The organism is Bacillus sp. AFS017336 (assembly GCF_002555445.1).
Taxonomy (GTDB): Bacteria; Bacillota; Bacilli; order Bacillales; family Bacillaceae_G; genus Gottfriedia.
The window spans coordinates 15,227-29,109 of the sequence record NZ_NUCO01000003.1; the positions used below are offsets into that span (position 1 = coordinate 15,227).

Consider the following 13,883-nt stretch of genomic DNA (forward strand, 5'->3'; position numbering starts at 1 on the left):
GTTACTTTAGTTTTAAAGCTTGGGAGGTGGAGAAATGCAAACGCAAAGTGAAATGGAATTGTTTGTTGATGAGACACCTTATATTAAAGGAAATGTCACAACAATCATCTTTTATAATGCAGAAAATTTTTATACTGTTGCAAAGGTAAAAGTGGTCGATACAAATTTATCAAATTGTGAACAGGAAATGACTATTACTGGAAATATTCCAAGAATGAATGAAGATGAGTCATATACATTTAAAGGGATTCTAAAAGACCATCCAAGGTATGGTAAACAATTTCAGATTTCATCGTTTGAAAAAGAGCTTCCATCTACTAAAAAAGGTGTTATCCAATATTTATCATCAGATTTGTTTAAAGGAATTGGAAAGAAAACGGCCGAAAAAATTGTTGATCATCTAGGTGAAGGTGCAATTAATAAAATTTTAGATAAATCTGATAGCTTAGAAGGTGTTCCCGGGCTGGCAAAAGCAAAAGCTAAAGAAATTTATGAGACCATTTTATCTCATCAAGGCCTTGAAAAAGTAATAAGCTTTCTAAGTAGCTACGGTATAGGTACAGGCTTATCGATTAAAATTTATAAGACTTATAATGAATCAACTCTAGATGTTATACGAACAAATCCATTTAAGTTGATTGAAGATGTAGATGGAATTGGTTTTGGAAGAGCAGATGAAATTGGTCGAGCTATCGGAATTACTGGAAATCATCCTGATCGAATACGAGCGGGGTGTATATATATATTAGAGCATTTATCGATGCAAGAAGGTCATGTTTATATTACACAAGACCAGTTTATTGACGAAACTAGACAATTACTAATGAAACAAGATAAAGAGCTTGTCGAAGCACTCGACATTTCTCGGGAAATGAAACGGTTAGTAGCAGACGGCAAGCTAGTAATGGAAGACGAGCGGATTTATTTAGCTGCTCTTTATTACGCAGAAAAAGGGATTGTGAATGCAATCCAAAAATTATTAAGCAGTGCTCCAGATTTAGGTGAAATGACTGAATCAAGATTTGTAAAAGAGCTAGAAGAACTTGAAGCAAAGATGAAAGTGAAATATGCACCTTCGCAAGCAGAAGCAATTAAAAAGGCGATGGAGTCAGCGATGATGGTTTTAACTGGTGGGCCAGGGACAGGAAAAACGACAGTTATTAAAGGAATCGTTAATCTTTTCTCGAAAATTCATGATCTATCGTTAGACCAGCATTCGTATCCGAAAGATGATCCATTCCCATATTTGCTTGCTGCGCCTACTGGTAGAGCTGCAAAACGTATGAGCGAAGCAACAGGATTGCCGGCAGTAACAATTCATCGTTTGCTTGGTTGGACAAGAGAAGGCGAGTTTAGCCATCACGAGGACAATCCTTTAAATGGAAAATTACTGATCATTGATGAGTTTTCAATGGTTGATGTTTGGTTAGGGAATCAACTGTTGAAAAGTATCCCAGAAGGCTGCCAAGTGATCTTTGTAGGGGATGAGGATCAATTACCGTCAGTTGGTCCAGGTCAAGTATTAAAGGATTTATTAAACTCTGGGACAGTACCAACAGTGAGATTAAAAGACATTTACCGTCAATCAGAAGATTCCTCGATTATTACACTTGCACATTATATAAAAGATGGAACAATTTCCGAGGATTTATTTGAGCAAAGAAAAGATCGTTCGTTTATCGGTTGTTCAAGTCAACAAGTTGTTGAAGTCGTCAAAAAGGTGTGTGAAAATGCCAATAAAAAAGGTTTTCCTGTAAGAGATATTCAAGTGCTAGCACCGATGTATCGCGGTCCAGCTGGTATTGATGCTCTAAATGTTGGGTTGCAAGAGGTGTTTAACCCTAAAAGAGAAAAACAGCGTGAAATGCATTTTGGAGATACAACTTACCGTACAGGTGATAAAGTACTCCAACTCGTAAATGTCCCTGAAAACAATGTTTTTAATGGTGATATGGGTGAGATCGTTAATATATTTTTCGCTAAAGAAAATGTAGAGCAACAGGACATTATAATCGTTTCATTTGATGGAAATGAAGTAACGTATACTAGACCAGATTTTTCTCAATTAACACTTGCTTATTGTTGCTCAATCCATAAGTCACAAGGTAGTGAATTTGATATTATTGTGCTTCCGATTGTAAAAAGTTATTATCGAATGCTACGAAGAAATTTAATATACACGGCAGTGACAAGAAGTAAGAAGTTCTTAATTATATGTGGTGAACAAGACGCATTTATTCAAGGGATCGGTCGAACGGATGATGGACAAAGACAAACTACACTATGTATGAAATTAAAAGGAATTGAAAATGGTGAAGTACAGTTAGATAATGATTTGCCATTTCAGCTTTCAGATGAATTACCAAATCTTTCACCTTATGATTTCATGTAATTGACTAAGAATATATAGTGCAAGACGATTCCTGTACTAACGTATATTTTTATGAAAATTTGGTCACAATGCTTAGAAACATTGCCTTTTTTAGGCTAAGGGAGCGAGCGTTGTGATTTGTCCAAATTGTCATAGTAAAGACTTAGGGAAAATCGGTGTAAATCAATATTACTGTTGGGGTTGCTATATTGAACTAACAATTAATAAAGGCATGATTTATACCCACCAAGTTGAAGAAGATGGTACGTTAAGTTCGTTAGATGATTTATTTGACGATGAGGATCGAAAACTTAGTATGTAGGAGTGGTTAATTAATGGCTAGAAAAAGCTCTTTATTAGGTTTAGGTTTGGGTGCAGGTGCACTTGCGATGAAATTGGCGTACGACAATAAATGGCTTTCTTCAAAAAACATGAAACGCATGAGAAAGTCATTGAAAAAAATGCTTTAATTTTTGAGGCACATGTCTATATAGACATGTGCTTTTTTGTTGTTGAAATATAAATTAGTCAATAGTTAAAATGTTACTAGGTGATTTATCTGATGGTAAATCTTTTTTGTTGAAGATAATTTGTTTGTGAAATATCAACATTCTTTAGTAATGGCTCTTTTTCAGAATATAAATTATAGATGTTAATTGTTTGAACAAATTCAATTATTAGTTTAAAAGTGACGATTTACAGATATGAGCAGAATAACCGAGTATTTTAATCTCTTTTTTCTAACCAAAGGGGATTATTAAGGTTCTTATTTCATACTTTTTTTATTTTGAAGAAGTTGATTGGAACGGAAGGGTTCTCGACTCCTATGGGAAATGCGGGAAGGCTGAGACCCCGCAGGCTAGCCGAGGAGGCTCAGGTCTCGCCCCATGGAAAGCGAGAATCCTGTAGTGGAAATCAACATCATATAGCTTCCCTTACATGAAAAAAATTATGGATTAAATTGATAAGATCTATTTTAGATCCAGGTGGAAGCGAGAAGACTTTTCAAATTTTATTGAAAGCCACATAAATTGATTGAAATTCTCCATACTATTATCAGTATGGAGGTTTTTTATGGACGGGTTAAAATTAAAGTGGATTTATCGATTATGTTTAATTTTATTAATAGGATTAGTTGGTATTGTATTTTATTATTTAAAACCAGTTTACTTACATATTGTGATTGGTATTTTGAAGTCGATGGTGCCGTTTTTGATTGGCCTAGTCATTGCTTATTTATTGCACCCAGCAATTGAATACATTCATAGAAAAGGGTTAAAACGAGTATATGCGATTTTACTTATTTATTTTTTATTTTTTGGAGGATGTGTATTAGGATTATATTTGCTATTACCAATCTTCAAACAACAATGGGAAGATATATTGCGATCTTTCCCAAAAGTAATGGCATTATATGATCAGTTTTTATCTAAAATTGAGAAGAAAACTTCAAGAATGCCAATCTTTCTTCACAATCGGATTGATTTAATGATTAATGGGGCTGAAAAATCTGGTTTATCATTATTGAATAAATCAGGGGTATGGATGAAACAATTAGTAAACAATATTATTTCGCTCTTTATTATTCCATTTATCGTGTTTTACTTTTTAAAAGACTATAAGCTCTTAACGAATATATTATGGAAAATAATACCTTATAAATGGCGTTATGAAACAAAGGGCATGGCAAAGGAACTTGATAATACATTTGGAAAATATATACGCGGTCAAATATTAGTTTGTTTTTTACTTTTTGTTTTAGCAACAATTTTTCTTTGGATTGTTCGAATGAAATATGCTCTAGTGTTAGGGGTTATCATTGGCATAACAGATATAATTCCTTATTTTGGTCCAGTCATTGGAGCTGTACCAACTTTATTTTTAGCTGCTTCAGAAGGTACAAGTTTACTAATTAGAGTAGGTATTATATTAATTATTTTACAATTAATCGAAGGGAATGTTCTTTCTCCACTTATTATTGGAAAATCGATTCATACTCACCCGGTAATCATCATGTTTTCTCTCCTGGTTGCAGGTGAAGTAGCTGGGTTTGTAGGATTACTACTTGCTGTTCCATTACTAGTTGTCGTCATTTCTGTTATACGGTATTTCAGTAATAGAAAAGAGCGACTCTCAACTTGACTTTCATTTTTTACAATGATACTATTTTTTCATACAATTATATTTGCAAAATTTTGAAGGAAAAAGTATGTCACAGACCATTTAAGCATTTACTAAAGAGAGAAGTTTCCTAGGCTGAAAGAAACTTTAATGAAGGGTGACAGAAAAGCTACTCCTGAATGCAGCTAATCACTGACGTCAGGCCACGTTACGGTCACTTGAGGTGATGAATAGACATCGAGGCAGTAAATGTCTAAGCAATTTGCTTTCTATTCATAATCAGGGTGGTATCGCGAGTACATCTCGTCCCTGTTTTAGGGACGGGATTTTTTTGTTTTTTTAAGTCATTTTATAACATGATAAATTTACTAAATGGAGGTTAATATAATGAAAAAGCTAACGGCTGCTCAAATTCGCCAAATGTACTTAGATTTCTTTAAAGAAAAAGGTCACTCTATAGAGCCGAGTGCATCTTTAGTACCAGTAGAAGATCCAACCTTATTGTGGATTAATAGTGGTGTAGCGACATTAAAAAAATATTTTGATGGTCGTGTAATTCCAGAGAATCCAAGAATAACAAATTCACAAAAATCAATTCGTACGAATGATATTGAGAATGTAGGTATAACAGCTCGTCACCATACATTTTTTGAAATGTTAGGTAACTTCTCAATCGGGGATTATTTCCGTGAAGACGCTGTAACATGGGGATGGGAGTTATTAACTTCATCTAACTGGTTTGGTTTTGAAAAAGAAAAATTATACGTTACTGTATACCCAGAAGATAAAGAAACTTATGATTTATGGATTAAATTAGGGCTAGATCCAGAGCATATTATCCTGTTAGAAGGAAACTTCTGGGAAATCGGTGAAGGACCATGCGGACCATGTACAGAGATTTTCTATGATCGTGGAACAAAATACGATCCTGAAAACATTGGAATTAAATTATTAAAAGAAGATTTAGAGAATGATCGATATTTAGAAATTTGGAATATTGTATTATCTCAATTTAATTCAAAAGATGGTTTAGACCGTAAAGAATATCCTGAATTACCGAGCAAGAACATTGATACTGGAATGGGCTTAGAGCGTATGGCAAGTGTACTACAAGAAGTTGATACAAACTTTGACACTGATTTATTTATGCCAATTATCAATGTAGTTGAAACAATCTCTAATGAAAAATACCGCAATGGTGATTTAGATAAAGATACTGCTTTTAAAGTAATTGCTGACCATATTCGTACTGTATCGTTTGCTGTTGCAGATGGTGCACTTCCTTCAAATGAAGGGCGTGGATATGTATTACGTCGATTAATTCGACGTGCTGTACGTTTTGCTAAAAAACTAGGCGTTGAACGTCCATTCATGTTTGAGCTTGTACCAGTTGTTGCAGAAATTATGGAAAGCTATTATCCAAACGTGATGGATAAGGTGCCATTTATTCAAAAAGTAATTAAAAACGAAGAAGAGCGTTTCCATGAAACTTTACATGAAGGCTTATCACTTCTTACAAATGTAATGAAGGATGCAAAAGCTAAAGGAAGTACAGTTATAAATGGTGAAGATGTTTTCCGTCTTTATGACACATACGGATTCCCTATTGAATTAACAGAAGAATATGCAGAAGAAGAAGGATTAACTGTTGATCATGATGGTTTCGAAGTTGAAATGGAAAAACAACGTGAACGCGCTCGTTCTGCAAGACAAGATGTAGACTCAATGCAAGTACAGAGTGAGGCACTACGTGAAATTAAGGAAGCTTCATCTTTTGTAGGGTATAGCGAAGGCTCAGTTGAATCTACAGTTCTTGTTCTAGTTCAAGACGGTGAAAGAGTTGAAGATGTAGCAAATGGTGAGGAAGCTCATTTAATTCTTGATGTAACCCCTTTCTACGCTGAAAGTGGAGGTCAAATTGCAGACCGTGGAACGATAACAGCTCCTGGTTTAAAAGTTGAGGTTCTTGATACACAAAAGGCACCTAACGGACAAAGTTTACATCGTGTAAAGGTTGTTGAAGGTGCACTATCAGTAGGTGCTAAAGTTACTTCAACTATTAATAAAGCTAATCGTTCAAGTATCGTAAAGAACCATACAGCTACTCACTTATTACATCAAGCATTAAAAGATGTACTTGGGACTCATGTAAACCAAGCTGGATCATTAGTAAACCAAGAGCGTCTTCGTTTTGACTTCTCACATTTTGGTCAAGTTACTGCAGATGAACTAGAAACAATTGAAAAAATTGTGAACGAAAAAATTTGGGAAAGTATCCCAGTTCAAATTTCTGAAAAAGCAATTGCTGAAGCAAAAGCAATGGGTGCAATGGCATTATTCGGAGAAAAATATGGTGATGTAGTAAGAGTTGTACAAGTTGGAGATTATAGTTTAGAGCTATGCGGTGGTTGCCATGTTGATAACACAGCATCGATTGGTACGTTTAAAATTGTATCTGAATCAGGTATTGGAGCAGGTACTCGTCGTATTGAGGCAGTGACAGGAAAAGCAGCTTATGAATATATGCAGGAACAAATTGGTCAATTAAAAGATGCAGCTAGTCTATTAAAATCGAATACAAAAGACGTTGTTTCTCGTATTGAAACTTTACAATCAGATTTAAAACAATCACAAAAAGAAAATGAATCACTTTCTTCAAAATTAAGCAATATTGAAGCAGGAAATATTAGTAATAGTGTGAAAGAAGTAAATGGAGTGAAATTCGTTGCTGCTAAAGTAAATGGAGCAGATATGAATAGTCTCCGTACGATGGTTGATGATCTTAAAAATAAAATTGGATCTGTTGTTGTATTGCTTGGATCTGCTAATGATGGAAAAGTAAACTTAATTGCTGGTGTTACAAAAGATTTAGTTGGCCAAGGATATCATGCAGGAAATCTAATTAAAGAAGCTGCTACAATTTGTGGCGGCGGAGGCGGAGGCCGTCCAGATATGGCTCAAGCTGGTGGTAAAGATCCTGCAAAATTAGACGAAGCTGTTGCTTTTGTTGAAAAATGGATGAACACGATTTCAAAATAAAACAAAAATCGTGTACAATAACAGAAATAAAAATTTTTAGCTGATTCGTAACTGTCCAATAAAAATGGTACAATGTAATTAGCTAAAAATATACGGATAAGTGGGGTGCTTTGTATGGATTCATTTGATAAAACGATGAAGTTTAGTTTGCAAGATGAAGGTCAAGATATACGAGTTAATGAAGTTTTGTTAAAGGTTCATGACGCGTTACAAGAAAAAGGCTATAATCCAATCAATCAAATAGTAGGATATTTACTATCAGGTGATCCTGCATACATTCCTCGTCATAATGACGCAAGAAGTATGATGAAAAAGCTAGAGCGCGATGAAATAATCGAAGAACTAGTTAAATCATACTTACAACAACATCGTGGAGAATAATTAATGAGGGCACTTGGGTTAGATGTAGGAACTAAAACAATTGGTGTAGCTGTAAGTGATGCTCTAGGTTGGACAGCTCAAGGCATTGAGACAGTTCGAATTAACGAAGAACGTCAGAAATTTGGACTAGACCGACTGAAAGAAATCATCGACAGCTACGAAATTGAAAAAATAATAGTAGGTTTACCTAAAAATATGAACGGAAGCATTGGAGAACGCGGTGAAGCTTGCAAGCGTTTTGGAAAAATGATTGAAGAAGAATTCAATCTTCCGGTTATACTATGGGATGAAAGACTTTCAACGATGGCTGCTGAACGTTTACTAATTTCTGCTGACGTAAGTCGTAAGAAAAGAAAGCAAGTAATCGATAAAATGGCAGCAGTAGTTATTTTACAAAACTACTTAGATAGTATAAAGTGATAAAGAAGAGTGGAGCTTGGCCGATTACTGGGCAAACTCCACATATTCACTTTTATACTTGTACATAAAAGGATTAAAATAATAGAGGTGATATAAATGGAACACGGTGAAGACAGACAAATTACAATCATCGATGAGGAAGGTAATGAGATTCTTTGTAATATTATTATGACTTTTGAATCAGATGACTATGGTAAATCATACGTAATTTACAGCCCAGTAGGACAAGAGTTTGATGAAGATGGAGATCCAATCTATCATGCTTCTAGCTTCATTCCTGCAGAAGACGGTGAAGATGGAGAGTTATATCCAATTGAATCTGACGAAGAATGGGAAATGGTTGAAGAAGTATTAAATACTTTCTTTGACGAAGAAGAAGGAGAATAATATTCTCGAATTTTAAAAATGCTAATCACTTATAAGGTGTTTAGCATTTTTTTATGTAGAAAATTGCCGATTCACCACTTATTTGTAGTATACTATAACGTGGAAAAGGAGGTTGGTAACTTGACTTATAATGAATTTAATCAAAATGGATTCAATAATTCAACTAAAAAAGGCAGAGGTATTCGTATTTTTACATATCTTATCATTGCTTTAATTGTTTTAGTTGGAGCAGGCTTTGCTACATATAAATATATGTTAAAACCTGTTAATGCATCCGATAAACAAATTAAATTAGTAACAATTCCTGAAGGAAGCTCAGTTGATAATATTGCAGCAATTTTCAAAAAGAAAAACTTAATAAAAAATACAACAATTTTTAAACTATATGTGAAATTGCATAACAACGCTAGTCTTAAATCAGGCAACTATCATTTTAGTGAAAATCAAGGAATCTCAACAATTGTAAACCACCTACAAGTAGGGGGAAAATACCAAGTAGCTGTTAAGGATTTAATGATTCCAGAAGGATCTCAATTAAAGGAAATCGCTGCGATTATTGCAAAAGAATTTAAATTAGATGAAGCGAATGTATTTAAACAGTTAAATGATAAAGCATTTATCCAAGGTTTACAAAAAAAGTTTCCGCAATTATTAACAAATGAAATCTTTAAAAAAGGAGTTAGATATCCACTAGAAGGATATTTGTACCCTTCGACTTATATGTATGGGGATTTCACACCAAGCTTAGAGCAAATTATTACGCCAATGTTAAATGAAACAGTGAAAATTTTAGATCAATATAAAGTTGAAATGACTAACAAAAAGCTTACACCACATCAAACTTTAACGATGGCTTCGTTAATTGAGGAAGAAGCTACAGGTACTACAGATCGAAAGTTGATTTCAAGTGTGTTTTACAATCGACTGAAAGTAAATATGCCTTTACAAACAGATCCAACTGTTTTATATGCTTTAGGTAAACATAAACAACGTGTATTATATAAAGATTTAGAAGTTAAATCTCCTTATAACACTTACTATGTAAAAGGATTACCGGTTGGACCAATCGCAAGTGCTGGAGTAGATAGTATTGTTGCTGCGCTTGAACCTGCTAAATCAGATTATCTATACTTCCTAGCTGATAAAACAGGTAAAGTAATCTTCACTAAATCATTAGCAGAGCACAATACTGAAAAAGAAAAGCATATAAAATAAAAAATTGGAAATACTTGTATACAAAATATTAAATTCCTCAGTAGTACAAATAGTCTACTGAGGAATTTTGTAAATCAAAAAATAGTGTAAGCGTTGCAACAATTCTTGGTACTAGCCAAGGGTCTTTTTTTTATGTTAGAATATTACGGGTCTAAAAAATTCAGATACACAGAAATTTTACTTACACCTTGTTTTAAACAAGGTTGTATTTCTATTGGAGGCTTTATAAGCAATGAATGACGTTTTAGTTCGTCAATACTTGGCGAATTTTTATAAACATAGAGAACCTTTTATAGAAGAAATGGAAACATATGCATTGGAGCATCATGTACCAATTATGGATAAAGCAGGCATGGAATTTATGCTTGGTTTACTTTATTTAATACAGCCAACTTCAATACTTGAAATTGGAAGTGCAATTGGCTACTCGAGTATTCGAATGGCAAAAGAGTTTCCAAATGTAAAGATTGTTACAATGGAGCGAAATGCAGAAAGAATTCGAAAAGCAAAAGAGTTTATTGGTCGAAGTGATTACGGTGATCGAATTCTACTTTTAGAAGGGGACGCTCTACTTTTAAAAGAAAAATTGCCTGACAATCGACAATTTGATGTTATTTTTATCGACGCAGCTAAAGCTCAGTATCAGCGATTCTTTGAATTATATGAGCCGTTATTATCAGATAGAGGTGTTATTATATCGGATAATGTACTATTTAAAGGTCAGGTTGCTGAAAGTGCGGATTTAGTTGATAATCGACGCAAGAAAGCTTTAATAAAAAGAATTCAAAACTACAATGAATGGCTAATGAACCACCCAAAGTATGATTCAACAATTATGCCGATTGGTGATGGAGTTGCTATTAGTAAGAGAAGGGGAGTTAATAATGATGAAGCCTGAATTATTAGTTACGCCAACTAACCTAAATGATATAGATAAATTAGCTGATGCTGGAGCAGACGCAGTTATTATTGGTGAACAACGCTTTGGATTACGCTTAGCGGGTGAATTTAATCGTGAAGCTGTAAAAGAGGCAGTAGAAATTGCACATAAAAAAAATGTAAAAGTATATATAGCTATGAATGGCGTATACCATAATGAAATTCTTGATGAAATAGAAGGCTACATTGCATTTTTAAGAGATGCAAATGTTGATGCGATTGTTTTTGGTGACCCAGCAGTCCTTATGTCGGTACGTCAGATTGCACCAAACATGCAGTTACATTGGAACACAGAAACAACAGCAACTAACTGGTTTACATGTAATTACTGGGGTAAACGAGGGTCAAAACGTGCTGTATTAGCTAGAGAACTAAGCTTTGAAGCTGTTGCTGAAATTAAAGAAAATGCGAATGTAGAAATCGAAGTACAAGTACATGGAATGACGTGTATGTTCCAATCTAAACGTTCTCTAGTAGGTAATTATTTTGAATACCAAGGTAAAAACTTAGAGATTATTCAACAAAAGAAATATGAAGAAAATATGTTCTTAGTTGACCATGAACGTAATAACAAATATCCGATTTTTGAAGATCAAAACGGAACTCATATTATGAGTCCAAACGATATTTGTATTATTAATGAGCTAGAAGAATTAGTTGATGCAGGTATTGATTCATTCAAAATTGACGGTGTCTTAAAATCTTCGGAATATATCGTTGAAGTAACTAAATTATACAGACAAGCGATTGACCTATGTGTAGATGACCGTGAAGCATATGAAGAAATCAAAGACGAACTTTTCGATAAAATTGAGGCAATCCAGCCAGTAAACAGACCACTGGACGCAGGATTCTTCTTCAAGGAAACAGTTTATTAATAGAGCTTTTAAACAGGTAAGGCAGAGAAAACTGGATTTGTAAGAGTTTTAGGATTCTGGGCTCACAATCCTGTATTAAAGAGGAGGATAAATGATGGCAATTGGACAATTAGATAAAATAGTTGATGGCAAACGTGTGATCGTGAAAAAACCTGAGCTATTAGCACCAGCTGGTAATTTAGAGAAATTAAAAATTGCAGTAAGATATGGCGCTGATGCTGTATTTATTGGTGGTAGAGAATTTGGTTTACGTTCGAATGCAGATAACTTCTCTTTAGAAGATATGGCTGAAGGGGTAGAATTTGCAAATAAATTTAATGCGAAAATTTATGTAACAACAAATATTTTTGCTCATAACGAAAACATGGACGGATTAGTTGAGTATTTGCAAGGAATTGAAGCAGCAGGAGTTACAGGTATTATCGTAGCTGACCCTTATATTATTGAAACATGTAAAGAGGCTGCTCCTAAACTAGAAGTACATTTAAGTACACAACAATCTTTATCAAACTATCGTGCTGCACAATACTGGAAAGAAGAAGGTTTACACAGATTAGTATTAGCACGTGAGACAAGCTATGAGGAAATTAAAGAGATTAAAGAAAAAGTTGACGTTGAAATCGAAACATTTATTCATGGAGCAATGTGTATTGCGTACTCTGGTCGTTGTACTTTAAGTAATCATATGACTGCACGTGATTCAAACCGTGGTGGATGCTGTCAATCTTGTCGTTGGGACTATGATTTAGTTCAAACTGAGTCTCAGAACCCAGATTCAATGGAAAATGCTTTATTTGCTGAAGAAGATTCTCCATTTGCAATGAGCCCTAAAGATTTAAATTTATTACGTTCAATTCCTAAGTTTATTGAAATTGGTGTAGATAGTTTAAAAATTGAAGGTCGTATGAAATCAATTCATTATGTGGCAACAGTTGTATCTGTTTACCGTAAAATAATTGATGCATATTGTGCTGACCCTGATAACTTTGAATTCAAAGAAGAGTGGGTTGAAGAACTAGATAAATGTGCTAATCGTGACACTGCTTCTTCATTCTTTGAAGGGTTCCCAGGAATGAAAGAACAAATGTATGGAAATCATAGCAAAAAAACAACGTATGATTTTGCAGGTCTTGTATTAGACTATGATGAGCAAACAGGAATCGCAACAATCCAACAACGTAACTACTTTAAACCAGGTGATCAAATTGAATTCTTTGGTCCAGAAATCGAAAACTTCAAACAAACAGTTGGTGTAATTGTGAATGAAGAAGGTACAGAAGTAGATGCTGCAAGACATCCATTAGAAATTATAAAAATTAAAGTAGATCAAAAAGTATATCCTTACAACATGATGAGAAAAAAGTTAGTTTGATAAGAAAGAGGGATTGAAGTATGGGGAATAAGCCCATTGTAATTGGAATTGCCGGAGGGACTGGCTCTGGTAAAACTTCTGTAACAAAAGCAATCTATGATCAATTTAAAGGTCATTCAATTTTAATGATACAGCAAGATTCTTATTATAGAGACCAAACTCATTTGCCAATGGAAGAAAGATTAAAAACAAATTATGACCATCCATTAGCATTTGATAATGATTTGTTTATTGAGCATATCAAAGAATTATTGCAATATAAAGCAATTGAGAAACCTGTATATGACTATACAATTCATACAAGATCTTCAGAAACAATCCCTGTAGAGCCAAAAGAAGTTATCATTTTAGAAGGTATTCTAGTATTAGAAGACGAGCGTTTACGTGACTTAATGGATATAAAAATATTCGTAGATACGGATGCTGACTTACGAATCCTTCGTAGAATACAACGAGATATAAAAGAACGTGGAAGAACAGTTGATTCTGTAGTAGATCAATATGTAAATGTTGTACGACCTATGCATAATCAATTCTGTGAACCATCAAAAAAATTCGCCGACATTATTATACCCGAAGGCGGTCAGAACTTTGTGGCTATTGATTTAATGGCTACAAAAATTCAGACTATACTTGAAAGAGTAAGTGTATTATAATACCTTCATATGAGAGAATAATTCCTAAAAATAATTTTGGAAAGATGGAGAAGCATAAACTTCTTCATCTTTCTATATAAAAGAATGCGTTTTCAAAACTTGAA

Annotated in this window: 13 protein-coding genes; all 13 read left to right on the forward strand. The window is 34.0% G+C overall.

The window, feature by feature from the left end; all coding sequences use genetic code 11:
- Positions 1 to 34 precede the first annotated feature (34 nt).
- Positions 35 to 2,392 carry an SF1B family DNA helicase RecD2 gene (recD2, locus tag CN601_RS00730; protein ID WP_098121812.1) on the forward strand — a complete coding sequence of 786 codons (2,358 nt, stop codon included), beginning with the start codon at positions 35 to 37 and terminating at the stop codon, positions 2,390 to 2,392.
- A gap of 112 nt (positions 2,393 to 2,504) precedes the next feature.
- Positions 2,505 to 2,693, forward strand: a complete 189-nt coding sequence (locus tag CN601_RS00735) for a hypothetical protein (protein ID WP_098121811.1) — start codon at positions 2,505 to 2,507, stop codon at positions 2,691 to 2,693.
- Between the two features lie 13 nt (positions 2,694 to 2,706).
- On the forward strand, positions 2,707 to 2,841 hold the full coding sequence (locus tag CN601_RS00740; RefSeq protein WP_098121810.1) for a DUF3918 family protein: 135 nt from the start codon (positions 2,707 to 2,709) through the stop codon (positions 2,839 to 2,841).
- Between the two features lie 604 nt (positions 2,842 to 3,445).
- Positions 3,446 to 4,513: an AI-2E family transporter gene (locus tag CN601_RS00745; RefSeq protein ID WP_098169680.1), complete on the forward strand. Its 1,068-nt coding sequence runs from the start codon at positions 3,446 to 3,448 to the stop codon at positions 4,511 to 4,513.
- Positions 4,514 to 4,879: 366 nt separating this feature from the next.
- The gene (gene alaS, locus CN601_RS00750; RefSeq protein ID WP_098121808.1) at positions 4,880 to 7,531 is read left to right on the forward strand and encodes an alanine--tRNA ligase; all 2,652 of its coding nucleotides are present in this window, start codon (positions 4,880 to 4,882) and stop codon (positions 7,529 to 7,531) included.
- 114 nt (positions 7,532 to 7,645) lie between these two features.
- Positions 7,646 to 7,912, forward strand: coding sequence for an IreB family regulatory phosphoprotein (locus tag CN601_RS00755; protein ID WP_056472706.1), 267 nt, complete (start codon positions 7,646 to 7,648; stop codon positions 7,910 to 7,912).
- Between the two features lie 3 nt (positions 7,913 to 7,915).
- The gene (gene ruvX, locus CN601_RS00760) at positions 7,916 to 8,332 is read left to right on the forward strand and encodes a Holliday junction resolvase RuvX (protein ID WP_098169681.1); all 417 of its coding nucleotides are present in this window, start codon (positions 7,916 to 7,918) and stop codon (positions 8,330 to 8,332) included.
- Between the two features lie 96 nt (positions 8,333 to 8,428).
- Positions 8,429 to 8,719: a DUF1292 domain-containing protein gene (locus CN601_RS00765; RefSeq protein WP_056472710.1), complete on the forward strand. Its 291-nt coding sequence runs from the start codon at positions 8,429 to 8,431 to the stop codon at positions 8,717 to 8,719.
- Positions 8,720 to 8,839: 120 nt separating this feature from the next.
- Complete coding sequence (mltG, locus tag CN601_RS00770; protein ID WP_257131568.1) at positions 8,840 to 9,934, forward strand: endolytic transglycosylase MltG; 1,095 nt, start codon at positions 8,840 to 8,842, stop codon at positions 9,932 to 9,934.
- 232 nt (positions 9,935 to 10,166) lie between these two features.
- A complete protein-coding gene (locus tag CN601_RS00775; RefSeq protein WP_098121805.1) occupies positions 10,167 to 10,832 on the forward strand; it encodes an O-methyltransferase in 666 nt (221 codons plus the stop codon).
- Complete coding sequence (locus CN601_RS00780; RefSeq protein WP_098169683.1) at positions 10,819 to 11,751, forward strand: peptidase U32 family protein; 933 nt, start codon at positions 10,819 to 10,821, stop codon at positions 11,749 to 11,751. Before CN601_RS00775 ends, CN601_RS00780 begins: the two co-directional genes overlap by 14 nt.
- 94 nt (positions 11,752 to 11,845) lie before the next feature.
- Positions 11,846 to 13,123 carry a peptidase U32 family protein gene (locus CN601_RS00785; protein WP_098121803.1) on the forward strand — a complete coding sequence of 426 codons (1,278 nt, stop codon included), beginning with the start codon at positions 11,846 to 11,848 and terminating at the stop codon, positions 13,121 to 13,123.
- 20 nt (positions 13,124 to 13,143) lie between these two features.
- A complete protein-coding gene (gene udk / locus CN601_RS00790) occupies positions 13,144 to 13,779 on the forward strand; it encodes a uridine kinase (RefSeq protein WP_098121802.1) in 636 nt (211 codons plus the stop codon).
- The last annotated feature ends 104 nt before the right edge of the window (positions 13,780 to 13,883 follow it).

What these genes read in the sequence shown, in the direction of transcription:
- ruvX (WP_098169681.1), top strand. Translation starts at nt 7,916, where the DNA reads ATGAGGGCACTTGGGTTAGATGTAGGAACTAAAACAATTGGTGTAGCT.
- CN601_RS00740 (WP_098121810.1), top strand. Translation starts at nt 2,707, where the DNA reads ATGGCTAGAAAAAGCTCTTTATTAGGTTTAGGTTTGGGTGCAGGTGCA.
- udk (WP_098121802.1), top strand. Translation starts at nt 13,144, where the DNA reads ATGGGGAATAAGCCCATTGTAATTGGAATTGCCGGAGGGACTGGCTCT.
- alaS (WP_098121808.1), top strand. Translation starts at nt 4,880, where the DNA reads ATGAAAAAGCTAACGGCTGCTCAAATTCGCCAAATGTACTTAGATTTC.
- CN601_RS00765 (WP_056472710.1), top strand. Translation starts at nt 8,429, where the DNA reads ATGGAACACGGTGAAGACAGACAAATTACAATCATCGATGAGGAAGGT.
- CN601_RS00775 (WP_098121805.1), top strand. Translation starts at nt 10,167, where the DNA reads ATGAATGACGTTTTAGTTCGTCAATACTTGGCGAATTTTTATAAACAT.
- CN601_RS00780 (WP_098169683.1), top strand. Translation starts at nt 10,819, where the DNA reads ATGATGAAGCCTGAATTATTAGTTACGCCAACTAACCTAAATGATATA.
- CN601_RS00785 (WP_098121803.1), top strand. Translation starts at nt 11,846, where the DNA reads ATGGCAATTGGACAATTAGATAAAATAGTTGATGGCAAACGTGTGATC.
- CN601_RS00745 (WP_098169680.1), top strand. Translation starts at nt 3,446, where the DNA reads ATGGACGGGTTAAAATTAAAGTGGATTTATCGATTATGTTTAATTTTA.
- CN601_RS00755 (WP_056472706.1), top strand. Translation starts at nt 7,646, where the DNA reads ATGGATTCATTTGATAAAACGATGAAGTTTAGTTTGCAAGATGAAGGT.
- recD2 (WP_098121812.1), top strand. Translation starts at nt 35, where the DNA reads ATGCAAACGCAAAGTGAAATGGAATTGTTTGTTGATGAGACACCTTAT.